Origin of the sequence: Candidatus Villigracilis affinis (genome assembly GCF_016705895.1) — a bacterium.
GTDB classification, from domain to species: Bacteria; Chloroflexota; Anaerolineae; order Anaerolineales; family Villigracilaceae; genus Villigracilis; species Villigracilis affinis.
In genome coordinates, this window is sequence record NZ_JADJKT010000006.1 from 72,707 (window position 1) to 98,239 (window position 25,533).

The 25,533-nt window shown below is 49.2% G+C and carries 23 protein-coding genes and 2 pseudogenes; 19 read left to right on the forward strand and 6 right to left on the reverse strand.

Going from position 1 to position 25,533, the window contains the following annotated elements; genetic code table 11:
- Positions 1-7: 7 nt before the first annotated feature.
- Positions 8-2,767 carry a LuxR C-terminal-related transcriptional regulator gene (locus tag IPI86_RS04175; RefSeq protein ID WP_345296728.1) on the reverse strand — a complete coding sequence of 920 codons (2,760 nt, stop codon included), beginning with the start codon at positions 2,765-2,767 and terminating at the stop codon, positions 8-10.
- A 680-nt stretch (positions 2,768-3,447) separates the two neighbouring features.
- Between IPI86_RS04175 and IPI86_RS04180 the strand changes: the two genes are divergently transcribed.
- From IPI86_RS04180 to IPI86_RS04270, 19 genes and pseudogenes are all read left to right on the forward strand, one after another.
- Positions 3,448-3,993: a DNA-3-methyladenine glycosylase I gene (locus tag IPI86_RS04180; RefSeq protein WP_345296729.1), complete on the forward strand. Its 546-nt coding sequence runs from the start codon at positions 3,448-3,450 to the stop codon at positions 3,991-3,993.
- Positions 3,994-4,610: 617 nt separating this feature from the next.
- Positions 4,611-5,282 (forward strand): DUF2179 domain-containing protein, encoded by a 672-nt coding sequence (locus IPI86_RS04185; RefSeq protein ID WP_345296730.1) that lies wholly within the window; start codon positions 4,611-4,613, stop codon positions 5,280-5,282.
- A gap of 127 nt (positions 5,283-5,409) precedes the next feature.
- On the forward strand, positions 5,410-5,892 hold the full coding sequence (locus IPI86_RS04190; protein ID WP_345296731.1) for a FixH family protein: 483 nt from the start codon (positions 5,410-5,412) through the stop codon (positions 5,890-5,892).
- Positions 5,893-5,943: 51 nt separating this feature from the next.
- A complete protein-coding gene (locus IPI86_RS04195; RefSeq protein WP_345296732.1) occupies positions 5,944-6,870 on the forward strand; it encodes a cytochrome c peroxidase in 927 nt (308 codons plus the stop codon).
- The gene (locus IPI86_RS04200; protein WP_345296733.1) at positions 6,836-7,105 is read left to right on the forward strand and encodes a hypothetical protein; all 270 of its coding nucleotides are present in this window, start codon (positions 6,836-6,838) and stop codon (positions 7,103-7,105) included. The genes IPI86_RS04195 and IPI86_RS04200 overlap by 35 nt, the downstream gene beginning before the upstream one ends.
- A gap of 195 nt (positions 7,106-7,300) precedes the next feature.
- Entirely contained in the window at positions 7,301-8,362 is a 1,062-nt protein-coding gene (locus IPI86_RS04205) for a PAS domain-containing protein (protein ID WP_345296734.1), read from the forward strand.
- Between the two features lie 91 nt (positions 8,363-8,453).
- Positions 8,454-9,101: a response regulator transcription factor gene (locus tag IPI86_RS04210; RefSeq protein WP_345296735.1), complete on the forward strand. Its 648-nt coding sequence runs from the start codon at positions 8,454-8,456 to the stop codon at positions 9,099-9,101.
- A gap of 160 nt (positions 9,102-9,261) precedes the next feature.
- Entirely contained in the window at positions 9,262-10,560 is a 1,299-nt protein-coding gene (locus IPI86_RS04215; RefSeq protein WP_345296736.1) for a serine hydrolase, read from the forward strand.
- A gap of 218 nt (positions 10,561-10,778) precedes the next feature.
- Complete coding sequence (locus IPI86_RS04220) at positions 10,779-11,183, forward strand: hypothetical protein (protein WP_345296737.1); 405 nt, start codon at positions 10,779-10,781, stop codon at positions 11,181-11,183.
- Between the two features lie 62 nt (positions 11,184-11,245).
- Positions 11,246-12,230, forward strand: a pseudogene (locus tag IPI86_RS04225) (NAD(P)-dependent alcohol dehydrogenase).
- Entirely contained in the window at positions 12,227-13,630 is a 1,404-nt protein-coding gene (locus IPI86_RS04230; protein WP_345296738.1) for a DJ-1/PfpI family protein, read from the forward strand. Before IPI86_RS04225 ends, IPI86_RS04230 begins: the two are co-directional and overlap by 4 nt.
- Before the next feature lie 71 nt (positions 13,631-13,701).
- Positions 13,702-15,612: a serine hydrolase gene (locus IPI86_RS04235; RefSeq protein WP_345296739.1), complete on the forward strand. Its 1,911-nt coding sequence runs from the start codon at positions 13,702-13,704 to the stop codon at positions 15,610-15,612.
- 220 nt (positions 15,613-15,832) lie between these two features.
- Entirely contained in the window at positions 15,833-16,573 is a 741-nt protein-coding gene (locus tag IPI86_RS04240) for a GNAT family N-acetyltransferase (protein ID WP_345296740.1), read from the forward strand.
- A gap of 4 nt (positions 16,574-16,577) precedes the next feature.
- Positions 16,578-17,024, forward strand: a complete 447-nt coding sequence (locus IPI86_RS04245) for a hypothetical protein (RefSeq protein ID WP_345296741.1) — start codon at positions 16,578-16,580, stop codon at positions 17,022-17,024.
- Positions 17,021-17,998 (forward strand): alpha/beta hydrolase, encoded by a 978-nt coding sequence (locus IPI86_RS04250; protein ID WP_345296742.1) that lies wholly within the window; start codon positions 17,021-17,023, stop codon positions 17,996-17,998. The genes IPI86_RS04245 and IPI86_RS04250 overlap by 4 nt, the downstream gene beginning before the upstream one ends.
- Positions 17,999-18,308: 310 nt before the next feature.
- Positions 18,309-18,498, forward strand: a pseudogene (locus IPI86_RS04255) (transposase); the annotation flags it as partial.
- A gap of 76 nt (positions 18,499-18,574) precedes the next feature.
- On the forward strand, positions 18,575-18,988 hold the full coding sequence (locus tag IPI86_RS04260; protein WP_345296743.1) for a S4 domain-containing protein: 414 nt from the start codon (positions 18,575-18,577) through the stop codon (positions 18,986-18,988).
- A 26-nt stretch (positions 18,989-19,014) separates the two neighbouring features.
- Positions 19,015-19,473 carry a hypothetical protein gene (locus tag IPI86_RS04265; RefSeq protein ID WP_345296744.1) on the forward strand — a complete coding sequence of 153 codons (459 nt, stop codon included), beginning with the start codon at positions 19,015-19,017 and terminating at the stop codon, positions 19,471-19,473.
- Between the two features lie 347 nt (positions 19,474-19,820).
- Positions 19,821-20,270: a hypothetical protein gene (locus IPI86_RS04270; RefSeq protein WP_345296745.1), complete on the forward strand. Its 450-nt coding sequence runs from the start codon at positions 19,821-19,823 to the stop codon at positions 20,268-20,270.
- An 82-nt stretch (positions 20,271-20,352) separates the two neighbouring features.
- Here the strand turns inward: IPI86_RS04270 and IPI86_RS04275 are convergent, their stop codons facing one another.
- From IPI86_RS04275 to IPI86_RS04295, 5 genes are all read right to left on the reverse strand, one after another.
- Positions 20,353-20,994 carry a CBS and ACT domain-containing protein gene (locus tag IPI86_RS04275; RefSeq protein WP_345296746.1) on the reverse strand — a complete coding sequence of 214 codons (642 nt, stop codon included), beginning with the start codon at positions 20,992-20,994 and terminating at the stop codon, positions 20,353-20,355.
- A gap of 384 nt (positions 20,995-21,378) precedes the next feature.
- Positions 21,379-22,785, reverse strand: a complete 1,407-nt coding sequence (locus IPI86_RS04280; RefSeq protein WP_345296747.1) for an S-layer homology domain-containing protein — start codon at positions 22,783-22,785, stop codon at positions 21,379-21,381.
- Positions 22,786-22,892: 107 nt separating this feature from the next.
- Complete coding sequence (locus tag IPI86_RS04285; RefSeq protein WP_345296748.1) at positions 22,893-24,251, reverse strand: M20/M25/M40 family metallo-hydrolase; 1,359 nt, start codon at positions 24,249-24,251, stop codon at positions 22,893-22,895.
- A 17-nt stretch (positions 24,252-24,268) separates the two neighbouring features.
- Positions 24,269-24,979 carry a VTT domain-containing protein gene (locus tag IPI86_RS04290; RefSeq protein WP_345296749.1) on the reverse strand — a complete coding sequence of 237 codons (711 nt, stop codon included), beginning with the start codon at positions 24,977-24,979 and terminating at the stop codon, positions 24,269-24,271.
- 28 nt (positions 24,980-25,007) lie between these two features.
- A complete protein-coding gene (locus IPI86_RS04295; RefSeq protein ID WP_345296750.1) occupies positions 25,008-25,517 on the reverse strand; it encodes a peptidylprolyl isomerase in 510 nt (169 codons plus the stop codon).
- Positions 25,518-25,533: the final 16 nt, after the last annotated feature.

Genomic DNA, 25,533 nt, shown 5'->3' on the forward strand with positions numbered 1-25,533 from the left:
TAGATACTTACAACAAACCCAGTTCGCGGGCGCGGGCGATAGCTTCGGTGCGGCTTTGAACTTGGAGTTTGTCAAAAATTTTGCGGTTATGCCCTTTGATCGTGTCCAGGGCGAGGAAAAGCCTCTCGCCAATCTCACGATTCGAGAGTCCCTGGGCAATGAGTTGTAGTATTTTTAACTCGCGTTGGCTCAATGGGTCAATAAGGGGCTGGGTGGGAGGTAGATCAGGTTTGTCTTCGCTTTTTCGCTTCTCAGCTTCAAATGCTGCCAGTAGCTTGTCTGTGTAGTCTGGCATGATTTCACGCGCGGAAGCTTCGCGAAGCAGTTGCATCATGCTTGGGCCTTCGTCAAGGAACATCCGGACGTAGCCCTCTGGCTCAGCCAACGCAAGAGCATGTTGCAGAGGCAAAAGAGCAGCAGGGAGGTCGCCTTGTGCTTGATGGGCAAGTGCCTGCAATACCAGAATTTCGATCACGCTTCCCATCCTCCCGCCTTCTTCCGCTGCTTTAAGCAGACGCTCCAACAGCCCCACTGCCCCAGAAATGGAGACATCTGCACGGTCGCTTTGATAGCGGGCTAGGAGCACCCTTGCCAGGGCGATGTGATCGAACTCGCGCAGGTAACTCAGTTCGTTCTCAGCGGACAATCCCTGCTGGCGCGCCCAGTCCAGGGCTTCACCCAACCGGCCTTGCGCCAGCCACACCCGAACCTTCCGCGTCGCGACCGGGCGCACATTCGGGGAGAAGTTGCCATCGTATACGCGCTCAGCCTCCTCGAGCAGTTGAATCGCGCCATCCAAATCCCCTTGCGCTTGTCGTATGCGTGCCATCGCCGCGCACCAGCGATATGGGTTTTGCGGCAACCCGGCAAGCTCACCCAGAGCCTGACTTGTTAGCAGGCATTGTGTGGCAGTCTCCAGATCGTTATGTTCATAGTGAAGGCTGCTCATGCCCACATGCATGTCGGCCGCTCCCTGCACGGCAAGCGTTGGCGCGCCTGCCCTCGTTGCCCAATGCAATCCCCGCTCATAGGTGGTCATTGCCTTGTGGAGATCGCCTTGCGTAATCTGTATATCCGCCAGGGTGATGGCGCAACCAATGACGGGAGAGATGTATCCGCCTAGTTGCAAATTCTCCATACCTTCGGCAGTCATTCGGCGGGCGGTGTCGAGATCCCCACTCGTCCATGCGACGAGACCCAATTGCGCGGCCGCCCCACCGAGCATCAGATAATCCCTTTCAGGCGCGAGATCGAGCACCCGTTGGGCATATTTCACGGTTTCGGGCATATCGCCCCGCCCCAAGGCTTGTCCTCCACGGGTCAGGGCAATCAAACCAGGCAGACGGCGAAATTCCTCCTGATCTGCGACAACCATTCCCACAGGTTGAGATTCTGGTCGCTCTCCCATGTTGAACCACCGTTCGGCATCCTGCAAGCGGGGCTCCACGCTTTCATTTTCACCGCAGGACATTGAGGAGAAGGCATACTCATAACAGAGTACGGGCCTGACACGAACCACCTCGTCGGGTAGCAACTTTAGCCAGCCCAGCAAGGTTGCGAACTGACGTTCGCGGCTCATGGCTGGAAATGCCAACTCGATCAGGTCCGCGGCTCGCGCGAAATCCTCTGCAGCCAGCGCGTGGCGGATGGCATCAGCCGCCGAACCATTATGCTCATACCACTCGCTCGCGTGTCTGTGCAATTCGTGCACACCCCCCTGTTCTTTCTCACTAGATAAAGTGCTGCTTCGTTGTAGTCGTTGCCGCAGCAAATCGCCAAAGAGATGGTGATAGCGGTACCAACGTCGCTCGTTATCCAAAGGGACTATGAACAGGTTGGCGCGTTCGAGATATTCCAGGGTTTCCTGCCCGGAAGCAGAGGGGTTGAGCAGAACAGCGTCACAAAGAGAACCGCACAGGCGCTCAAGGATGGATGTGTGCAGCAGGAAAGTCTGGATTGTTTCTGACTGCTGTTGCAGGACTTCTTCCACCAGATAATCCAGCACAAAATAGTGGCTGCCGGTAAACGATTTGACGAAGCTGGCGGTATCTTGATGTCCCTGCATGGAAATTGCGGCAAATTGCAGGCCGGCAATCCAGCCTTCGGTGCGGGTTTCCAGTGCGGCGATGTCTTCAGCTGAGAGATTCAGTCCCATCATCTGGTTGAGAAATTCAGCGGCTTCAGCGGGAGTAAAACGCAAGTCTGCGGCGCGCAGTTCGGTCAATTGGCCCCGGGCGCGTAATCGGGACAGAGGTAGCTGTGGATCCTCACGGGTGGCGATGACCAAGTGCATCTGTGGTGGCAGATGCTCAAGCAGAAAGGTGAGTGCGTTGTCTACTGGTTTGGAATCAATAATGTGATAATCGTCTAGGACGAGGACGAAATTGTCCGAGATGGTGGTGATTTCATTGAGCAGGGCTGTTAGAATCGATTCGATGGATGGCGGCTGATGAGATTGGAGCGCACCCAACACCCCTGTTCCAATATTCGCCACAATCGACTGCAAAGCAGTGACGAGATAAATCAGAAAGCGTGCAGGGTCGTTATCTCCTTCATCCAGTGATAGCCAGGTGACTGGTCGCTCACAACAGGCGATCCATTCGCTGACCAGCGTGGTTTTACCAAAGCCGGCTGATGCTGAGATAAGAGTCAACTTGCGCCCCGAAGAGAGTCCCTCGTTCAGCCGTTCGATCAGGCGAGGGCGCAGGACAATTTTAGGCCGAGGTAGGGGGGTATAAAGTTTTGTGGCTAAAATTGTCGTAGACATGAATCAATTATAAGACTAACATCCAAAAATTTTGGGGTTTACCAGAAAAATCAAATCGCCAGGGTTGTCATGTCAAGGCAACCAGATGATTAACACAAGTTTGAGCGGGCTTTACTCAATGACAGTCAACCAGCCCAACGGGCAGTTGAGTCATTTTACACAAACAAATAACAACGTCGCCAGCCAAATGGTGGTTTCGGTAAATGTTAAAAGCTATAGCATCACATAATATCTTCAGCGCAGCACCTATCATTGTAAAGGGAATTTATACCCGTATACAATGATAGGTGCTGTGAAAATATTGACCGGAAAATAATTCTCCCGCTCATTGCTCCAAGCTTGATGGAAAACAAAATCGAGAATTGCTCCTTTATATTTAAATCACATAAAGAATTTTTATCTATAACAAAACAACCATACTCCTTGTTTCCAGGAATATGGTTGTTTGAATTCCAGGAAAATATTTGTTTGCAGCAAGGCTAAAAACTAACATCGACCAGGTGCCGCGCTTGCTAAGGCTAAGTTTTTCTTAGAATTTAGAGTAATATTCCCGTAATGTGTCTTTTCAAGCGCCGACGGGTCAATTTTGACCTGAAATTTAACAGTTTTTTGGTCCTGGCATGACAATGGTTTGTGATTCTCGATACCACGTTTTTTCGGGGTAATAGTAAAATAACAGTATGACCTCTTACTGCGAATATTGTAATTCTCACGCTGAAGATACGTTTAATAAGGTTTATCACGAGACACAATATGGTTTTCCCCTTCAAGACGATAATTTATTATTTGAGCGGTTGATCTTGGAAATCAACCAGGCTGGGCTTTCTTGGATAACGATATTGAAGAAAGCCGACAACTTTCGTGCTGCGTATAGTCTTTTTGATATTGATAAAATCGCATCCTATGATGAAACGGATCGGCTCCGGTTGTTAAGTGATGCTGGCATAATTCGGAACCGCCTGAAGGTTAACGCTGCTATTGAAAATGCTCGACGCATCCAAGTTTTGCGTAATGAATATGGTTCTTTCAAAAGGTGGTTAGATAGCCATCATCCACAAACTTTAGAAAACTGGACCAAACTATTTAAACATACATTTGTATTTACCGGAGGGGAGATAGTCAAAGAATTTCTAATGAGCACGGGATACTTGCCGGGTGCTCATACCCCTGATTGCCCAATTTATAATATTGTCATTGCTGAGCGCCCGGCTTGGTTTACGGTTTGATTTTTCCAATAACATACTTACAGGATTAAATCAGTTGACAAAACTATCCTTTTTCCGTAGTTATTGTGTTTAGGTCTTGAAGAAAACCTATTTATTTGCTTTAGCCTACTTTGAATAGCCAAACTCTTATTTTGTATATATGAAACTGGACACCATAAAAAATGGTGATTACAATTTAAATGATGTCTTTTGGGAGGACTAGACACATTTTGGTCGAATTTAAATAACAGCCTTATTCAATTGTGTACAGTCCTAAGGACAGAGGTATACACAATTAGACATGTTTTTCGTGCTCTGTTAGAAATAAGAGGTTGAATTTGAACCGCTGAAATCAATAAGTTGTGTCTACATTTTTTAGTGCCAATCAGGAGCAATTCATATAACATCGATTGTTGTTGCTTTTTCTGCAAGGCCTTCCGCCGCGACTGTCAGTCGGGTAGTCCTAATACCTTCGAAATCACCTCGTAACCATCCGATTAGTATCCATCATTTGTCGTACAAAAGACCGCTATGAAAGCGGTCTTTTGTTTTAAGTACATCCCATCTCTCCGCCGATGTGTTTCCTTCGCCAATATTGTATCGTAGGGGTAAATAAAAAATTAAAGGAGAGAAAAACAATGATACAGATGATCAAATCACCAATCGCCAATCCTATTATGTGGAAACAGAAACATCTTTTATCGGGCATGGTCGTCACACTAGGAGCCGTCAGTCTCATCATTTCAAATCTAGAGATGATTGCCAGTATGCTCACAAAAGTATTTCAGATTGCACCATGGGAATCAATGGGAGGTGCGCTTCTCATCTTTGGGCTGCGTCTCACGGATGTCCCGATCGGAACTCTGAAAACGGTCTTGATGGTGCGCGGCGTGCGAACATGGGCAACGCTGTTGGGGCTACTGGAAGTCACGATCTGGATCACGGCAATGGGACGAGTCATGGGTCACCTCGATAACCCATGGAATATCGCCGGATATGCGCTGGGATACAGCGTTGGCACCTGGCTGGGAATGTGGATCGAGAACCGCCTGGCGTTCGGGTCAGTGGAAGTGCATACCATTTCGTTGACAAAAAGCACTCAGGTAGCCGAGGCTATCCGCGCCGCTGGTTATGGTGTGACCCAGTTTCAGGGTATTGGTGCATCAGGACCCGTGTGCATTGTCGGCACGATTGCAGAACGCAAGCATCTGGACGGACTGCTCAAGAATATCCATGAAGTAGATCCCGGTGCCTTCATTACGGTGGACGACACACGGAAAGTGATTGGCGGCCATCGCACAGGCAAGTAATCTACAACATTTGTCATACAGAAGATCGCCAGAAAAGCGTCTTTTGTTTGATATGAACTCCATCTAAACGCCGATGTGTACATGACGCTGTATCGGTATGATAAGAAAAAATTTACAGGAGAACAAAATGAAACAACCCAACTCAAAATCAAAACTCGTCCGGGCACTGATCTGGACCTCTGGCACGCTCGGCGGACTCGTGCTCATCTACATGATTGCCATGAATATGATGATGGCACAAATGAACAGTGAAGTTCCCACCGATTTGGATTATTCCACCACGCGCTTTTCGGAAAACGGCTTGTTCAATGTTTCGTACATCGCTTCCACGGGAACTGTTCCCGTCAACCAGCTGCATCAATGGACTCTCCACATCGAAACCCCAGACGGTCAACCTGTGGAGAATGCCACCATCACCTTGGATGGCGATATGCCGCAACATGGGCATGGTCTGCCAACCCAGCCCCGCGTTACCAAAAATCTTGGGAATGGCGATTATCTCGTGGATGGCATGAAATTCCAAATGGGCGGCTGGTGGGTGATGGATTTCAACGTCACAGCAAATGGACAAACCGATAGCGTGCATTTCAATATGATGTTGAAGCAATAAGTCAAAATCCCAAGAGCCTGAAACCCTTGGGATTCGACAAGAGGTGTTCCTGTGAAACTAAAAAATTATCTTCCCGCCTTACTCATACTCATCGGCATTTCGTTGTTCATCAACGCCTGCACCGCTTTCGGTGAAACGCGTTGGAGCAAAGACGACCTCACCACCTTGCGCGGCTTGTGGATCGGCAGTCTGCCATCCCTGCCGGCCGACCCATCCAACAAATATGCGGATGATTCTGAAGCAGCGGCGTTCGGTCAAAAATTATTCTTCGACACACGCTTTAGTTCCAACGGAGAAGTTGCGTGCGCCACCTGTCACCTCCCCGAGAAACAATTTCAGGATGGCACACCGCTGGCACACGGCGTCGGCACCACAACCCGCCGCACAATGACGATCATCGGCACTGCCTACAGTCCCTGGTTGTTCTGGGATGGGCGCAAGGACAGTCAATGGGCGCAGGCGCTCGGTCCGATGGAAAGTGCTGTGGAACATGGCGGCAACCGCACTCTATATGCCCATCTCGTCGCTGAATATTATGCGGATGAATACACGGCTCTTTTCGGACCTCTGCCTGATCTTTCCAGCCTGCCGCTGAATGCCGGTCCCGTAGCGGACCCGGAGGCCGCTGTGAATTGGGATGCCATGTCGCCTCAAGATAAAGAAGCGGTGACACGTATCTACGTCAACATGGGTAAATCCATTGCAGCGTATGAACGGCATCTCATCCCAGGTGAATCTCGATTCGATCAATACGTGGATGCAGTGCTCAAGGAAGATTACAAGTCTGCCAACCAGATTCTGACATCTGATGAAATCGCAGGCTTGAAACTCTTCATCGGCGAAGCACACTGCACCAACTGCCATAACGGGCCCTTGTTCACAAACAACGATTTTCACAACACAGGTGTCCCATCCACGCAGGATCTGCCAGAAGATGCCGGTCGTGCCAAAGGTGCCAGAGCAAGTCGTTGCAGATGAATTCAACTGTCTGAGTATTTACAGCGATGCCCAGCCTGATCAATGTTCTGAGCTCAACTTCCTGGTGATCGATGCACACCAACAGGAACGCCAATTCAAACCACCCTCACTTCGCAATGTCAGCGCACGTGGACCTTTCATGCATGCGGTCAATTCACCACACTCGAGGAAGTGGTTAACCATTACAACACTGCGCCTGAAGCACCTGCCGGTCACAGCGAATTGGAACCTCTGAAGCTGTCCGATACACAACTCGCCCAGATCATTGCCTTTCTGAAAACACTGGATGGTGCTATCAATGCTGATACGAAATGGCTGACAAACCCTAGTCCATATCTCTCCGTCAAATGACGTACGCAAGACCGCTCTCAGAGCGGTCTTTTTTTCGCCAACATGAATGTTAAGTTTATTCGGAGTATAATGCTCCAAAATGCGGAATAAATTACAGTCGTCCACACGAAAAGCGGAGCTTGCATCAAAGCGGGCACTCACTGACGAGGAAAAATTAGTACTCGTTGCAAAAGTGTCTGCCGATGCGATCTATGATTGGGACATGGTTGCGGGGGTAACAAGCTGGAATCATGGTTTGTATTCCCTATTTGGTTATGAAGGTGATAGTGTTCAAAAACATGCCTGGTGGGAGGAGCATATTCACCCCGAGGACAAGGACAGGGTAATTAAGAGTATTACTGACGCCCACGTTGCCAAAGAAGATTACTGGACTGACGAATATCGTTTTCTCCGCGCCGATGAGACTTATGCTTTTGTCATTGATCGTGGTTATTTTATTTACGATGATAACGACAAACGACCGCTTCACCAGATTGGTGCCGTGGTGGATATCACCAGCCGCGTTGTTTTAGCTGAAGCACAAGCCCAAAGCGCCATCGAGGAACGGCAGCGTCTGGCGCGTGACTTGCATGATTCTGTTACGCAAACCTTATTTAGTCTCACACTGATAGCAGAAGCCACCCGGCGCCTCGCTCAAAGCGGACAGATGGATCAAGTCATTGCCCAGACAGAACGCTTGGGCGAGCTCTCCCAGCAATCCCTCAAGGAAATGCGTTTGCTTCTGTTTGAATTGCGCCTGCCCGTCCTGGAGCGGGAGGGATTGGCAAAAGCACTTCAACATCGCCTGGATGCAGTGGAAAAACGCGCAGGCGTGGATGCAAACTTGATCGTTGAGAATGTAGACAGACTGCCGGCGCTGGTTGAAGAGGGTCTTTTTTACATGGCACACGAAGCGTTAAATAATTCTCTGAAACATGCGGTTGCCACAAAAATGACAGTGTCTTTGTGCGCAAAGGATGGAATTGTAGAACTCCAGGTAGTGGATAATGGCAAAGGTTTTGATGTTCAATCGACCGGTGAAACGGGCGGAATGGGATTAGCAAATTTAAAAGACCGCGCGCAGAAACTTAAGGCACGGCTGGAGATCGCATCAACTCCAGAAAAGGGCACGAGTGTCAAAATAGTGGTCGATCCTACTTGAATTAATGTGTCGGCTTTGTTGCGGTGTAATAATGGAAAGAGTAATTTACACACTTTTGCGAAATATCAATTATTGGTAAGGAGAGTGAAAAATGACGGAAACGATTCGAATTTTTATCGCCGATGACCACGCCATTGTCCGTGAGGGACTGCGTGCCCTGCTCGCAACAGAACCAAGCCTCGAACTGGTCGGTGAAGCGAATGATGGGTTGCAGGCTGTCAGTAAAGTGCGCGCTCTCAAACCAGACGTGATCCTGCTTGACATGGTCATGCCGCATATGGATGGATTGGAAGCAATCATCGAGATCAGGAAAAGTTGGTCTGAAGCGAAAATTATCGTGTTAACTTCGTTCTCTGATGATGAAAAGGTATTCTCCGCGATTCGCAATGGCGCTTTGGGATATTTGCTCAAGGAATCGTCCCCTCAGGATTTATTGCAAGCCATTCACAGTGTGGCGCGCGGCGAGGGCTTCCTCTCACCGAGTATTGCATCAAAGGTGATGCGCGAAATAAACCAACCGCCAAAATTACCGCCCACAAAAGATCCGCTGACGGAACGGGAAGTGGAGATCCTGCAACTCGTGGCGCAGGGCCTGACCAATGATGAAATTGCTGAGAAACTGGTGGTCAGCGAAAAGACGGTTCGCACGCATGTTAGCCATATCCTCGCGAAACTGCAGCTCGCAAACCGCACACTGGCCGCATTGTATGCTTTGAAAGAAGGACTGGCTTCGCTGTAAAGACATAAACCGTTGTCGTATCAAACAAAAAAAAACCGCTGATGAGGTGGTTTTTTTGTTTTGGAGGAATACATCATTTGTCCTATTCCAAGTCCAACGATTCGCCGATGTGAGATGAAGTCCAAAACGATAAACTGTTGAATATAGGACAGAATAAACAATGAACAAACAGATCACGATCGTCGTTATTGCACTCCGCTCCATATTGGGAAACAAAAGGCTGAGCTTTGGCACCATTAGTGAAGGAAAAACTAATATGAACTTAAATAATGTGTTCGGCAGATCGGTCATCGTTGTTGTTGGGGTAATTTTGCTCGCCGTTGCGGCGGCTTTAATAATTTATCCCCCTGAATACGTTTATCGTACTTTGTTTTGGCAGGCTTCGGATGTGTTTGATTGGCAAAAATTCCCTGATCACCCACTTCACGCTACCCCAATACCTTTTCTTTTCGATGTTAAGCAGGACCCGCGCGTTGATGAAGTATTCCAACAGCTATCTGGTGCCACGAATTGGAATAGCTTTCTTGAAGCAAATCACACACAGGCATTTATTGTGATAAAAGATGGGACTGTCGTCTATGAAAACTACTTCAATAACACGCAGCGGGATTCAATCGTTACCTCTTTCTCAGGCGCTAAATCCTTTACCTCTGCATTGATCGGTATCGCCATTCAAGAAGGCTATATCAAAAGTGTGGATGACTCAATTACAACCTACCTTCCTGAACTCGCCAAACGCGATCCGCGCTTCAATGAAATTAAAATCCGCGACCTGCTATTGATGTCATCAGGTTTGGAGTATAAGGAGTTTCGTCCTCTACTCTTTAACAGCGATGATATCCTGACATCGTATTATCCCGATCAACGTAAAATCGCTCTCGAGAACACTCAAATTATTGATCCACCAGGATTGCATTTCCAATATAACAAATATCATCCGCAGCTTCTCGGAATGATTCTTGAGCGCGCCACAGGTATGCCAGTCACCACCTATATGCAAACTAGGATCTGGGACAAGCTGGGGATGGAGTTTGATGGTTCGTGGTCTATCGATAGTAAAACCAGTGATTTCGAGAAGATGGAGACGGGCGTGAATGCCCGTGCAATAGATTTTGCCAAGTTTGGAGTTCTCTTCCTCAATGGCGGTCGTTGGCAGGGTAACCAGGTCATTCCAGAAGCCTGGGTGAATGAATCAACCCAGCAGTTGCTGCCCAAAAACTATACTGATTATTACCCCAAATGGTTTGCAACCTTACCTGGGCAGGGATATTACAAATATATGTGGTGGGGAATGACGCGCGCCGAAGATTCCTACGACTTTACAGCGTACGGAAACAAGGGACAATTTATTTATGTGTCACCTCAAAAGAATTTGGTAATTGTCCGCAATGGTATTGAGTATGGCATCCCTACGGAAGAATGGCTTACCTTGTTTTATAAGTTTGCAAGCCAATATTGAGTTGAGCTGGGCGTGCGGTTGAATTTCAATTGAAAATATTTTACTAAAATTTCAAGCGGACTCCAATAAGATCATTGTTGTACAAAAAACCACCGATGAAGTGGTTTTTTGTTTTCGTGGGATGAATACATCATTTGTCCTATCCCAAGTCCATCTATCCGCCGATGTGGGATGAATCCCAAAACGATAAACTGTTGAACATAGGACAGAATCAGAAAATGAACAAACAGATCTCGATCGTCGTTATTGCAACCCGCTCAATTCCCCTGGCGGATGGACTGGAGGCTTTACTAAAAGCCATTCCCCAGATCGAAAAAGTGGAGATAGTGAGGACTATGGAACATGTTGTGCAAAGGATTGAAGACATAAAACCAAGGATCCTGTTACTGGATCTCGCCCTGGCGGGCAAAAAGCCCGAGGCACTTTTGGAGCAAATCATTTCGCTTTCTCCCGAAACAATGCGGGTGTTATTGGTGGATGACGTGCAGGATATCAAATGGCTGCCTCAATTGGCAGAGGCGGTCCTGATCAAGGGAGTTTCACCTTCTGCTGTCGCCGCGATCTTGACTAATTTATTGTTTGTAAAAGGAGATGGAAACGAAAAAATTCAATCGCAAGAATGAAATTCGAAAAGACATACGATAAAAAATAACGCCAAAATTAAAACAACCTCGGAGGAATACTTATGAAAGCAATCGTGTACACAAAATTTGGATCACCAGATGTCCTTAAACTAAAAGAGGTAGCCAAGCCTACCCCCAGGGACAATGAAGTATTGATAAGAATAGTTGCGACAACAGTGGCAGTAGAGGATCCAGGAATACGTGCTCGCCCAGGTCTTAATGGTTTTTTGAAACCCAAGAAATCCCATACTCGGATTTTATCTGGCTGGCGAAGTGGAAGCCGTTGGAAAGGATGTAAAACGATTCAAGAAAAGCGACAAGGTGTATGGAAATACCGGGCTGGGCTTATTAGGTACATATGCCGAATACATATGTATGCCTGAAGAAGGGGCGCTTGCAATTAAACCAGCCAATATCACCTATGAGGAAGCCGCCGCTCTTCCCAACGGGGCATTAACAGCCTTGCCCTTCCTTAGAGATAAGGGAAATATTCAGAGCGGACAAAAAGTTCTTATCAATGGAGCATCTGGGGCGGTAGGAACCATTGCCGTACAACTTGCCAAATACTTCGGGGCAGATGTCACTGGGGTATGCAGCACCACGAATTTGGAAATGGTGAAATCGTTGGGAGCTGACAAGGTCATTGATTACACCAAAGAGGATTTTACAAAGAATGGTCAGACGTACGACATCATTTTTGACACGGTGGGCAAGAGTCCGTTTTCACGCTGTAAAGGCTCGCTAACTGAAAATGGGATCTATCTGACAACGGTCCCATCGCCAGCGACTATGCTTCAAATGTTGTGGACATCCATGACAGGCGGAAAGAAGGTAGGGATTGCAGCTACAGGGTTGAGACCATCCAATGAAAAGACCAAAGAATTAATTTTTCTCAATGGACTGATCGAGACAGGGAAGATAAAAGCGGTCATTGATCGAAGCTATCCGCTGGAGCAGATTGCCGAGGCTCACAAGTATGTCGAGGCAGGACACAAAAAGGGAAATGTCGTCATTACCATAGGCCGTTTACCAGGAGTAACCTCATGAAAAAGTTTTTCAAAGTTGTTCTAAGAAGTGTTGTGTACATACTAGCGTTCATTTTACCGATCGTGGCTCTTGCAGCAATCGGGTTTCGTTCGACTGTAGGACTGGCGTCCAAACCTGCACACTGGGCTGTTGTTCCAAAGGCGGATGGTGCTACACTGGTCACAAAAAGCTTTGATCCGACAAAACCAACCGTCGCCATCGTACTCGGCAACGATCAGACCGAGATCACTGACTTTCTCATTCCTTACGAGTTATTCTCAGCTTCAGAAGCCTACAATGTTTACGCCGTAGCGCCCGAACGCAAATTAACCACCCTCAGCGGCGGCTTGGAAGTAATGCCTGACTTCTCCTATGCTGAACTTGATGCGCTGCTCGGCAAGTCACCCGATGTTGTGATGATACCGGCTTTTCCCAAAGTAACAAGCTCGGACAATCAACCTGTCCTAACCTGGATCAAACAACAATCGGAGAAGGGATCGTTCATTTTCTCCATTTGTGTAGGGGCAGAAGTTTTCGCAGCGACGGGATTGCTGGATGGTCGCACGGCAACGACACACTGGCAAGATATTGCACGTATAGAACAACTATATCCGGCCGTAAACTGGGTGCGAGGTGTGCGCTATGTGGATGGGGATACGTACATGACATCCGCTGGCATCACTTCAGGTATCGACGCTGTACTTCATTACATCGCCAGGCATAATGGGGAAGATGTGGCGCAGGCCGTCTCCCAGAAAATTCACTATCCCAGCTTTGCATATGTGAATAACCCACAGGTTGAACAATATCCTCCCGTCAGCGTGACGCCTTTAGATTTAATGAACATCCTTTTTCACTGGGATCATCCAACGGATGGCGTATTACTGTACGATGGTGTCGATGAGCTTGAACTGGCTTCCATATTTGACACGTACGCCGCGACCTACTCCACCAAGCTGCAAAGTGTCTCTGAAACCCGAGGATGGATCACAACCCGATATGGTTTGCAGATTGTGCCTCGTTGGGATTTCGAAGATGTTCCGACCATCGCCCGTTTGATCGTACCAGGCAGCCAAGCTCGGCAACTTGCAACAGTTGAAGTCAACTCGTGGGAGTCGAATGGAAATGCTGCCCAGACTGTTTTCCTTCATGCAGACAACCCCGATGGATTCGCCTTTGATGCACCTTTACAGGATCTGGCGCATCAGGAAAATATTGCCACGGCAATACTGGATGCCAAGCGCCTCGAATACAGACCAGGAACGTTGCTAACTGAAGGTTCTGGCTGGCCGGTATGGTTGACGATACGCCCGCTCCTATTCGGGTTTGCTAGTCTGGCAATCACTATATTCATCAGCAAGCGTTGGCATCGGCGCTCCTCGACTCGTGTTGGTGGTGTAATGGATCAGGCTCAAGTTTGAACTAACCACACCACCCCAAGCGCCTATTGCTTAGTGGTAAATACATTATTTTCCATGAAAGAGAGCTACCCATGACACGTTTATTCCATAAAACTATTCTGATAGTCCTAGTACTTGCAGTCACCTGGGCACCGGTTTTTTTCCCAACCCATTCAGCGTCCGCTGCAGCCGGTCTCGGCAATCCGGCTGAAGTGGAGGCTTTTTTTGACGGGGCAATGGCAGCGGAAATGTCAGCTAGGCATATTCCCGGCGCGGTGGTGAGTGTGGTCGAGGATGGGCAGGTTCTCTTCAGTAAGGGCTATGGCTTTGCTGACTTGGAAAACCAGACATCGGTCGACCCGCAGCATACGCTCTTTCGCGCGGGTTCGGTCGCGAAATTGTTTGGCGCCACCGCCGTGATGCAACTGGCCGAGCAGGGAAAATTGGATCTGGACGCGGATGTCAACACCTATCTGGATTTCAAAATTCCGACCACTTTCCCGCAGGCGATCACGCTCAAAAACCTGTTGACGCACACAGCCGGGTTCGAAGATATCGGTCAGGATCTCTTCAAGCTCAAGGCCGAAGAGATGCAAACCTTGGGACAATACCTTAAAACTCACATCCCGGCCAGGGTCTTTTCGCCCGGCAAGCTAGGAGCCTACTCCAATTACGGCGCAGCGCTGGCAGCTTACATCGTTGAACGAGTTTCCGGGCTGCCTTTCACCGAATATGTTGAAAAGAATATTTTCACCCCGCTGGGTATGAGCCACGCTACCTTCCTCCAACCTCTGCCAGCCGACCTCCAAGGGGATCTTTCCTCTGGCTATAATTTTGTAAGCGGGGAATACATCAAAGGCAGTTTTGAGTTTGTGGGGCCGTACCCGGCCGGCTCTCTCAGCGTCACAGGCGCGGACATGACCAGGTTCATGATCGCTCACTTGCAGAACGGCCGGTACGAACAGGCCCAGATCCTATCCGAAGCTAGTGCGAAGCAAATGCACAGCCTCTTATTCCAACACGATCCGCGCCTGGAAGGGATGGCGTATGGTTTCTTCAGCAGCAAGATCAACGGACAGCGCGTCCTTTCACACACCGGCGACACTTTCCTTTTTCACAGCGGATTGTTCCTAATTCCCGAGCAGAATGTAGGCGTCTTTATCTCCACTAATGCGGTGCGCGGAGAAATCACTTCCGGGATTATTTTCAAGCTTTTTATGGACCATTACTACCCGTCGGCAACCCAACCCGTGTCTACACCGGGCGCAGATTTTTCCGCCCGAATGGCGCTATATCTGGGGGAATACTACCCGGCGCGTAGCAACTTCAGCACGTTTGAAAAATTGCTGACACTTTTCAACCCGACTTCTGTCCATCTGAGCCGCAACGGGCGGTTGTTGATCACAACCTACGGCGTGACGAACCAGGCTACAGAAGTGGAACCGGGGCTGTTTCAGCTGATAAACAAGCCGGAATCGCGCCTGGTGTTCAAAACGGATGATCTGGGCCAAGCCTATCTCTTGACCAATCAACCCTTTGCGCTGGTGAAAACCCCTTGGTACGGGACTAGCGCCTTCCATAAGCTGGTGGCAGCCGGAGGGGTGCTTCTGTTTTTGGGTTCTCTGATTGGCTGGCCGATTGCCTTCTTCGCCGGGTTGCGTAAGCGCGAGAAGCGCCAACTGCTCCCCGAGCTGGCCCGCTGGATCGCCGCCCTCTTTGGGATTGCGCTCCTGGTTTTGCTGTTTACCCTGGTTAGCTTGATCACAGATAATTTACCCGCCTTTGGCGTGCCACGCCTGTACTTTGAAAACCCGCCCAGCTTGGGCTTGCTGATGGCGATTCCGCCGGTCATGGTCATTCTGGCAGGTTTGATGGCGTTGTTTATGCTCATCAGCTGGGTCAGGCGCTTCTGGACCGCGGCTGCGCGCATCCATTACACCCTCCTTACCCTTTCGGCGGCCGCATTGATTTGGGTCTTGATTTATTGGAAAATGCTCTTTTAACATTAACTACAACCACTCCTAAGTAGACGGATAACTGAAACGACTTTACACATGCAGCTACGAATACATCATTTGACGTACAAAAGACCGTTTCAGATGACAGTCTTTTGTTTTAGCAACAATACATCATGTCGCAGACGCGTAGATTCGTTGGATGAAATATCATAAGAGAAACAACACAATAAGAACGAAATAAAACTACGAAGAAAGAGGAAATAAAATGTCATTCGCCACCTTTTGGATTGAAGATACCCTGCCCTCGATTTCAACATTACCGGGATTTACAGCCGGTCCGACATCCGACTGGGATGAGCTTGCCGAGATCAATCGCATCACTCCCGCAGAAGTCACTGACCGAATAAATAAAGGGCATCGCCCGTATGTTGCGCGAATGAATGGTCAACCGGTTGCGTATGGCTGGCTCGCCACAAGCAAGGTGTCCATCGGCGAACTCGATATCAATGTCGAACTCTCGCCGGATGATCGCTATCTCTGGGATTTCGCCACTCTTCCAGATTGGCAGGGGCGCGGGCTTTATCCGCGTTTGCTCCAATCCATCCTTGAACAGGAAATCCAAAACGCCAAAAGGTTTTGGATCATCCATGCGCCAGAAAATCTCCCCTCCGGCGCCGGCATGAGCAAGGCAGGTTTTGAGTTCGTAGGGCAGCTCTCTTTCACAGTGGATGGGGAAGTAGGACTAGCCCCCTACGCAGATTCAACCGAACGTGCCCGCATTGGTGCGGACCTGTTACAGGTTCCCCTCATCGAATCGGTCCTGGCTCCATGCTGGTCCTGCGGAGGGACGATTGCAAAGAATCCCGAAAAGTCTGATGTTGATTCATGCTGGCCGCCCCAAAAATCCAGCCAAAGTGATTGTTGCTGTGTGAAGGAAGTCAAAAAAACAAACAATGGGATTATCGCTCTTTCTTCACAAAGTCACCGCTCGTCTTTGAAGAGGTGACATCATGCCCCATACGGTCATTTACAACTCAGAATTGCATCTTGTTGAATCAAAATTGCAAGGCGATATGACTTTAGGTGAAGCCGAGGAAATCGTTACCAAAATCGCAAAAATAGCCAAAGAGAAAGATTGCCGATCGATTTTCATTGATTTTCGTAACGTGTCACAAAAATTGCCGATGGTAGAGATGTACAGATTGCCTGATCGCACAAAGAACATATTCACCTCTTTTGCTATGAACGTATCGCTCTACAAACGGGCGAATGTCGTCGCAAAAGACCTGGATGATTATGTTTTTCATGAAAACGTCATGGTCAATCGTGGACATAACGAAAAGGTGTTTACTGATATTGACCAGGCAAAGGAGTGGCTAATGGAAACTGGCGCCGCTCAACAAAGTCGGCTTTGTGCCAACAGTGCCGGAGATTACCTACAGGAGAAGAGACCATGAATGCATTATCAACGAAAAAGGAAAAAAGAAGAATGAACACAAGTTTAATCTGGCTGGGTCGAGTTGTGGTCGTGATGATAGGGTTGGCGCTAATAGGGGCTGTTTATGAGCGTATGGCAGAAGCCGCGGATGCAAAGGCATATCCGCCGCCTGGTCAAATGGTGGACGTTGATGGGTATCGTCTGCACATCAATTGCACCGGCACGGGGAGTCCCACAGTGGTCATTGTGGCTGGGTTGGGTGACTGGTCAACCTCGTGGGGAGGAGTTGTACAACCAGAAGTTGCGAAGACAACACGGGTCTGTACCTATGATCGAGCTGGTATGGGTTGGAGCGAAGCAAATCCACTTCCGAGCGATGCAGCACAATTCGCCAGGGAACTGCATGCGTTGCTTGAAAACGCCAATGTCCAAGGACCCTATGTTATGGTCGGTCACTCGCTCGGAGGGTTGATCGTGCGCGTATTTGCCCACGACTATGCCTCAGAAGTCGCCGGGGTTGTGTTGGTTGATTCGATGAACCCCAAACAAGTAACTGAGTCGCTGTCGAATAAACTAGCTCTGTTCTCTTCGATTGAAGCTGCGGTAGCGCGTGTCGGAGTAGGACGACTGCTTGTGAAACTGCCTGCAATCGCTCCAAGTTTACCGGCAGGTGATGAAGCCTACTATCCGCTCTTGTTCCGTCCACAAACCTTTCAAACTGCGGCTAACGAATACCGAGAGTTGCCAGCCTCGGCGGCCGAGGCTGCTGCCGTGACGTCCTTTGGTGATCTGCCTCTGATCGTTCTGACTGCCAGGCTGAATGACAACCCAGGCTGGCCGGAGTGGCAGAATGAATTGCTCCAGTTATCTTCCAATAGTGAGCATTTATTTGCCGAAAACAGCGGTCATGTAATCCAGCTTGATCAGCCAGACGCCGCGGTCTCAGCGATTTTGAAAATGGTGGAACTGGTTCGCCAGTCAAGACATGAATAATCTGGATTTCTTCCTCATTAGCGTGAATCAATGTGAAACCGTATCGGCTCGAAAAATCATCTTTCTAAGTATACCGATTCTGGCTGCGGTCTTGTCCGTAGCCAGAGTCAAGCCTTCTTTTGCCCAGATCGTGCCTGCGAATTTTGATGCAGTTGACACTTATATCAGCACCAAAATGAAAGAACTTGGGATACCCGGTGCGGCACTTGTCATTGAGCAAGGTCCAACGTCCCTTTGCACCGGCGGTTACGCCGATCAGGGAAGTCCATGGGCATTCTTTATGCTGGAAGAAACCGCTTCAAGTCAGAATGCCAAGAAACGGTTTGTTCTTTTGCCAAGGCGTTGGGTCGTTGAGCGTAGTTTTTCCATGGACTTCACGTTTTCGCCGTCTGGCTCGTGACTTTGAGAGACTCCCTGAAACTTTTCGCAACCTTCACTTTTTGGCTTTTGTCACCTTGATGGCACAAACCCTCGTTAAAACTATAGCTTATATACTCTAAAGTCCATAACAGGCCCTAAATGCGATTGCCCTAAATTGTCCTGCCTCTCACTGAAATCCGTTATAATGCTATCCCTATGGAAGAACGATTACAAAAACTGCTTGCTCAGGCCGGATATGGATCTCGCCGCCGTTGTGAAGAATTTATTATTGCAGGGCGTGTGCGGGTGAATGGGCAGGTGGCCACTCTTGGCCAAAAAGCTGATTTGTCCGTTGATAAGGTCACCTTGGATGGTAAGGCTTTACCCAAAGCCGAATCATTGACGTATACCTATATTGCTCTATATAAACCTCGAAATGTGCTTTCTGCAGCAGAGGGTCAAGACGATCGTGAAACAGTCCGCGATCTGATTCCGTTGGAAGGTCACTTGTACCCTGTAGGCCGTTTGGATTTTGATTCAGAAGGCCTGATCCTGATGACCAATGATGGCGGGTTGACGAATAAATTAACTCATCCAAAATTTGGGCATCAAAAGAATATCGCGTTTTGATCGCACGCCGCCCGGACGAGAAACAGATGGATACCTGGCGACGTGGAGTTGTCTTGGATGATGGAGAAAAAACCGCTCCTGCTGACGTGAGCTTCATTTCTATGTCTGGCAAGGGGGCTTGGATACGTATCATTATGGGTGAAGGAAAGAAACGTCAGATCCGCGAAGTGGGAAAGTTGCTTGGTTTGCCAGTAGTAAAAATTATTCGCTTACGCATAGGTACACTAAGGTTGGGCAACCTCAAACCGCGTCAATGGCGACATTTGACACAGGATGAAATAAAAGAGTTGAAAGGGGAAAAGGGTACGATGGCAGAAGTTCGTAGTGGTCGTACTCCTGTTAAAAGACTTCATCCTACAGACCGCCCGAAACGTTTTCCTAAAACAGAGGCACGTGTTTTAGACCGTGCTCGCGGTGAGCGACCTCCCACAAAGGAAAAAGCAGAACGAACACGCGAAGATCGTTCAAGAACAAAACGTCGTTGAAGCAGAAAATAATAAGCTTCCTTGCTTGAGTTGAAACTCAAGAAGCAGATTTTTAAACAGAAGCACCGCCTGGTAAGTTTATAGGAGGTGCTTTTATGTTTGATTCTGATTGAAAGAGAAATTGATACTGAAGAGAAATGGTTGTATGTGCATCTGGTTGTGGGGTGTATTTTGAAACTAATTGGAAATAAAGTGGAGAGAAGTTGACTCTTCAGATGCCACTTTAGGATTGAATCGTTTTCAAAATGTTTTAAATATACGACTGCGAGGTAATCGATTTAGCTTTATCAAGTGATTTATGACCAGTGTGGAGTTTCCATGATTAGGAAAAAGAATATCGTGTTCTCGTGGCACGCCGCCCGGATGAAAAACAACTTTCTGCATGGCAGCGTGGTGTTGTGCTTGAAGATGGCGACAAGACCGCACCTGCAGAAGTAAATTTTCTTTCCACTTCCGGTAAAGGAGCGTGGATTCGGGTGGTGATGGGCGAAGGCAAAAAACGTCAGATCCGCGAAGTGGGCAAACTACTGGGATTGCCGGTGGTGAAAATCATCCGTTTGAGGATCGGGACATTGAAGCTTGGCTCGCTCAAACCGCGTCAGTGGCGATATTTGACCGCTGACGAGATCTCCGATTTGAAAGGCGAAAAAAGAGACCCGCGGCCTGTTCCTGCAAAATTCACCGGACGATCTACCCCGAAGAAAAGCTGGGCCAGAGACAAAGATTCAAAGGACAAACCTCCTAGGTCGATCCAAAAAAGGCCTGGTAAACCAGTTCGAAGATCGTCAGGTTCGTAGCGATAGATTGTCCTAAAACGTACCCGCCCGCGAAATTTTTATTCGCGGGCGAGTTACATTGTTCAAGTCAGGTTGGAGGGATTTAGCTTTGGCGAATATCCCAGAATTTCTTTACTACTTTTTCGAGTGCAGTCTTGACAGTCTCCTTTTTCATGCCAGCCACTTTGAATGTGAGCATCTTCGAGCTTGTGTCTGGTCCGGAGAATATTCCAAATGAAACGAAGTTTCCACCTGCGTCGGCAATGGCCTTTGTTACTTTGGCAAGCTGACCTGGTTTATCCTCAACCAATGCACTGACGCGGATCGCCTTTTCACGCGCCCCCATCAACTCAAGAAGGATTTTGAATAAGTCTGTCTCGGTGATCATTCCTGCGATTACGCCGGAGCGCATCACGGGCATGCCGCCAATTTTTGAATCTGCCATAATGCGGGCGGCTTCTTCGATCGGGGTGTTTACATCAATGCTCTTCACTTTTTTTGTCATTACCTGCTTGACCGTTACTTTGCTGATCAAGTAGTTCATTTCCCAAACGCTTAAGCTGCTTACCGGAGAGGGTGACGCATTGAGCAAATCACCTTGAGAAACGATACCTACTAATTTTCCATCTTTGATGACCGGTGCGCGGCGGATATGTTCCTTCTTGAACATTACCAACGCATCATGGATCGGGGTTTCGGGGGATACTGAAATCACAGGGGACGACATTCTTTCGCCGACAAACATTTTTGCCTCCAGGGTGTTGAAAAAAACTATGTTGTGAAATTTATTACAAACACATTATACGAGGAATTGGCGAAAAGAAAGTCACTAAATTGGAGTGAATAAGGTCACTTTGCCGAGATGCATGGATGTCATATGAATTCAGTGTCCAAACCAACGGGGAAAAGGGGCCGGGGGGGGGGGGGGGGGGGGGGGGCGGGGTGCCGCCCCCCCAAAGGGGGGGGGGAGCCCCCCCCCGCCGGGGGCGGGGGGGGGCGCGGGGATACGAGTAGCCCCTGATGGTATTTCGTCGGCTAGAACTTGATTTTTATCTTATAGTAGCAACTTGCATTAAAAAACAAAACGGGCGAATCCGTTCGGATTCGCCCGTCAACTTGATTGGAAATTTTATAGCACGATGCTCAAGGCGCGGTAGAGCATCTTGATGTACTCGCCACGGGTGGCAGGTTGGTCTGGTGAGAAGGTGGTGTCGGAGGTGCCATCAGCAACGCCCCAGCCATAAGCCAGTTGAACGGGTTCGGCGTAGTAGGCGCCGATGGGAACATCCATCCATGCGGCGGTGCGCATGACGGGGACGCTCGGGTAAGCAATACCCAGAATGTTTCTTGTGTCCATATATCCACCGATTACACCGGGGTTGGCCTGGATCACATCGGCAACATTTTTGAAAATGGTGACGATCTGACCACGGGTGAGTAGGTTGTTCGGGTCGAATCTGCCATCGCCGATGCCGCTCATGAATCCATCAGAACAAGCCTGCCAGACCCAGCCAGCAAACCAATCGGAGGCGGCGACATCGGTAAAGTCACAGCCAGCAGGGGCAGAGGTGGGAAGCAGGGTGGCATCATAGCCGTTTGAAATTTCGAAAAGGGTGGCGGCTTCAGCGCGGGTGAGGGTAGTATCGGGGCCGAAAGTGCCATCATCGAATCCGCTGACCAAGCCAAGGGTGGCAAGATAGCGGATATATACTTCGTGTTCGTGGCCGTTCACATCTGAGAAGGTTTCGCAATCTTCCAATTCTGCGGGTGTGATGGCAAGGGCATTGCGGAAATAGACCGGAAAACCGAGTTGATTTCCAGCCTGGTCTTCCACTTGCTGAGTTACCGTCCATACGCCGCTGGCGGTGGAAGGGAATGTGAATCCCCAGGAGAGCAGGTCTTCGCCCGGGCCAACAGGAGCAGGCGGAGCAAAGGTGCCGGTAACCTGAAGATTCCATGAGCCAATGCCCGAATATCCAACTGTGGCCGGGAAGCCATAATGGTCAGTGGCCATGGCCCAATACTCGAAGGTATTGCAGGCCACAGGGTCAAGAGACTTTACCAGGCCCGTAGTGCTGGGCGGGTTGGCGGTGAAATACTGCGGCGCTAAAGAGTCGACAGTGGTTTCACCCATGGGGGCATCGGTGTCAACGGGGACGTCAGGCAGGCCAGCACAGGCAGTGCTATCCACGGTGACGATGAATTCCACCACATCGCCGTTAATGGGACCAATGAGGGTCATGTCATAGGGGAAGGTGCCGCTCGCATCGCTGGAGCCATTGATGGTGGCGATATCCATACAACCGGTGTAGAGAGCGACCGGGGGATCCGCCTGGATGCGGCTCCAGATCAAAATGTACTTGGTGCCGGCCGCCATGCCAGTCACCGACCAGTCCACATCCACGTCAGTGGCGTTGGCGAAATCAGGGATATTGGTGATGGAAGCATCGCCAGCCACGGTGGCGGCGGATGCAATGCTGAACTGAGCCAGCATGAAAACGGCCAGCAGCAATACGGTGAAAATCTTTTTGCTCATTGTCTCTCCTCGAAAAAAAATGATATTTATTCCGACTATCGTTGTCTGAATGAAACCATTTTATTGTTGATTTCATTTCATGTCAATTGCATTGCAAAATTTGATGTTTATTTTGCGAATTCTTTCACAACGCGCGCCATGTGCTTGGCATGTTTTAGATACAGATCGAGGCGGATATTTTCATTCGGCGCGTGGGCGCGTGTGTCGGGGTGACCAAGGCCCATCGTCGCAACGGGCAGGTTCAGGTCATGGACGAACGGGTAGTTGGGGCCAGATCCACCAACCGTGGGGACAAGTTCCATTGGCGCGTCGTAAATATCCGCGGCAGTGTCCACGATTAACTTGATGAAGGGGTCATCGGGGTTTGTGCGTGCGGCAGGTTCGCCGCCGAGGAAATCGATCTTGATATCACTAAAGCCTTGCGCATCAAGATGGGCGCGCAATTTCTTAACGATCTCTTCGGGCATTTGCGCGGGCACAAGGCGGAAATCTACTTTGGCAGATGCGCGCGCAGGCTGAACGGTTTTCGAGCCCGGGCCTTGATACCCGCTGTTGAGTCCGCAAATGGTGCAGGTGGGTGTGAATACTTCTTCGATCTTCAATTCGTTGCCACCTTTGATCCCTTTGATGAATTCCTTCACGCCGAAACGATTCTTGTATTCATCGGCAACATCGGGAAGTTTTTTCATCAATTCAAGTTCGCGTTCGGTGGGCGGAATGATGCCATCATAAAAGCCTGGGATGAGAATCCGTTCATCCTTACCTTTTAGGCTGTTCAGTGCCCAAACGAGTCTCCACGCCGCGTTGGGGAAGATACTGCCACCCAACCCCGAATGGACATCCGTGCCGAGTGACTCGACCGAAAGTTCAACATAGCAAATGCCGCGCAAGCCGAGATATTGCATGGGCACTTCGCGGTGATCCACGCCGCCGAATTCCCAAATGCAGGCATCGGCCTTGAGCAGATCCATATTTTCGCGGACGAAATCATGCAGGTGAACACTGCTGGTTTCCTCTTCGCCTTCCACAATGAATTTGACATTGCATGGCAGTTCGCCGTCTTCATCGAGAATGGCATCAAGCGCAAAGAGACGCGAGGTGAGGTGACTCTTGTCATCGCTCACGCCGCGGCCATACATTTTCCCATCGCGGATTTCTGGAATAAAAGGAGGCGATTCCCATAATTCCAATGGCTCAGGTGGCTGGACGTCGTAATGGTTGTAGATGAGCAGGGTCTTGTCGCTTTTGCCCTTGCGCTCGCCAAAGACCACCGGCGCCCCTGCTGTAGATTTGATCATGGCTGTGAAGCCGCGCTTTTCCAGCATTTCCTTTACGATTTGAGCGCATTCGCCCAGCCCGATATTCTGTGCGCTGATACTTGGCTGTGCTACGTAGCGTTTGAGTTCTTCAAGGTTTTGGTCGAGATTCTTTTCAAGATACGAGTCGATTTGCCTGTAGGTTGTCATGTGAACTCCTTTTTGAATTATTTATAGAATCCTACGATCCAGTCAATAGAATAGGCGCCTGCATAGGCGAACATTCCCATTTTTATGATTTGACCAGCCCAGCAAAAGATCAGAAACTTCCAAACAGGGATTTTTGCCACACCCGCTGCGATTCCCGCCAGATCAAAAAAAGGATTTGGAATTGCAGACAAAACAAAAATCGCCCAGACGCCATATTTCTGCACCCAGGGCGAAACGCGATCATAGACCTTTGTATTTTCCACGATGGCCTGTCCGCTGAAGCCTGCCAGATATCCGGAGAGTTCGCCGATGGCGCCGCCCGTCCCTGCGGCAAGCGCCACCAGAGCAGGATTGAATATATTTCCCATCGCGAAAACGACCGCCACTCCGGGTGCGGGGATGATGACCGTCGCATTCGCCATCATCATGATCAGGAAAATGCCCGGATACCCGTAGGCCGAAAACTCATCCACGCGCTCACGGATGCTGTAAATGTAAACGGTGATACCGATGACAACAAGCAATGCAAGCGCGCGGAGGATATTTGTGCCTAGGCTGGCAGATGGGGCAGGTTTTTCAGGTCTGAAGGTTTGAAGGTTCGCAGGTTGATCTTTGGATATTGCTGCGTTTTTTGGGGAACCCGATTTGACCTTTGAGCCTTTCGAAAGGCTTTGTTCGGGTTCTTTTGGTTTCCTGGCTTTTAAACTTTTTGATTTTTCAAATTTCAAACCTTTTAACTTGTCAACCTTTGAGCCCTTAGATTTCTTCGATGGTGACACTGATAATCTTTACTGCTGGGGCATTCACGTTGCCCGGGTCGCGTTCAGGAATGGACATGAGCACATCCAGTCCTTCCACAACCACACCAAAGACAGTGTGTTTGCCGTTTAGGTGGGGGGTGGGGCCATGGGTGATGAAGAACTGCGAGCCGTTGGTTGCAGGTCCCGCATTCGCCATGGAGAGGATACCGCGCTTGTCGTGCTTCAAACTGGCGTCGAACTCATCGCCGAATTTATAACCGGGGCCGCCTCTGCCGGTACCGGTCGGGTCGCCGCCCTGCGCCATGAAATTGCCAATGACGCGGTGGAAGATGACGCCGTCATAAAAACCTTCGCGTGAAAGGAAAACGAAATTGTTCACGGTCATGGGGGTCTTGTCGGCGAATAATTCGATCACCATGGTTCCTTTGTCGGTTTCCATGTGCGCCTTGTATTGCTTCTTCGGGTCGATCTGCATTGCGGGTGGGGTACTCCATTGTTTTGCCATTCCAAACTCTCCTTTT

Excerpts from the sequence above, each read along its gene's own strand:
- IPI86_RS04190 (WP_345296731.1), top strand. The coding sequence starts at position 5,410 with ATGAAACAACCCAACTCAAAATCAAAACTCGTCCGGGCACTGATCTGG.
- IPI86_RS04285 (WP_345296748.1), bottom strand. The coding sequence starts at position 24,251 with ATGACAACCTACAGGCAAATCGACTCGTATCTTGAAAAGAATCTCGAC.
- IPI86_RS04230 (WP_345296738.1), top strand. The coding sequence starts at position 12,227 with ATGAAAAAGTTTTTCAAAGTTGTTCTAAGAAGTGTTGTGTACATACTA.
- IPI86_RS04175 (WP_345296728.1), bottom strand. The coding sequence starts at position 2,767 with ATGTCTACGACAATTTTAGCCACAAAACTTTATACCCCCCTACCTCGG.
- IPI86_RS04250 (WP_345296742.1), top strand. The coding sequence starts at position 17,021 with ATGAATGCATTATCAACGAAAAAGGAAAAAAGAAGAATGAACACAAGT.
- IPI86_RS04220 (WP_345296737.1), top strand. The coding sequence starts at position 10,779 with ATGAACAAACAGATCTCGATCGTCGTTATTGCAACCCGCTCAATTCCC.
- IPI86_RS04275 (WP_345296746.1), bottom strand. The coding sequence starts at position 20,994 with ATGTTTGTCGGCGAAAGAATGTCGTCCCCTGTGATTTCAGTATCCCCC.
- IPI86_RS04180 (WP_345296729.1), top strand. The coding sequence starts at position 3,448 with ATGACCTCTTACTGCGAATATTGTAATTCTCACGCTGAAGATACGTTT.
- IPI86_RS04240 (WP_345296740.1), top strand. The coding sequence starts at position 15,833 with ATGTCATTCGCCACCTTTTGGATTGAAGATACCCTGCCCTCGATTTCA.
- IPI86_RS04185 (WP_345296730.1), top strand. The coding sequence starts at position 4,611 with ATGATACAGATGATCAAATCACCAATCGCCAATCCTATTATGTGGAAA.
- IPI86_RS04260 (WP_345296743.1), top strand. The coding sequence starts at position 18,575 with ATGGAAGAACGATTACAAAAACTGCTTGCTCAGGCCGGATATGGATCT.
- IPI86_RS04295 (WP_345296750.1), bottom strand. The coding sequence starts at position 25,517 with ATGGCAAAACAATGGAGTACCCCACCCGCAATGCAGATCGACCCGAAG.
- IPI86_RS04265 (WP_345296744.1), top strand. The coding sequence starts at position 19,015 with ATGGATACCTGGCGACGTGGAGTTGTCTTGGATGATGGAGAAAAAACC.
- IPI86_RS04215 (WP_345296736.1), top strand. The coding sequence starts at position 9,262 with ATGAACAAACAGATCACGATCGTCGTTATTGCACTCCGCTCCATATTG.
- IPI86_RS04210 (WP_345296735.1), top strand. The coding sequence starts at position 8,454 with ATGACGGAAACGATTCGAATTTTTATCGCCGATGACCACGCCATTGTC.
- IPI86_RS04280 (WP_345296747.1), bottom strand. The coding sequence starts at position 22,785 with ATGAGCAAAAAGATTTTCACCGTATTGCTGCTGGCCGTTTTCATGCTG.
- IPI86_RS04205 (WP_345296734.1), top strand. The coding sequence starts at position 7,301 with ATGCGGAATAAATTACAGTCGTCCACACGAAAAGCGGAGCTTGCATCA.
- IPI86_RS04235 (WP_345296739.1), top strand. The coding sequence starts at position 13,702 with ATGACACGTTTATTCCATAAAACTATTCTGATAGTCCTAGTACTTGCA.
- IPI86_RS04245 (WP_345296741.1), top strand. The coding sequence starts at position 16,578 with ATGCCCCATACGGTCATTTACAACTCAGAATTGCATCTTGTTGAATCA.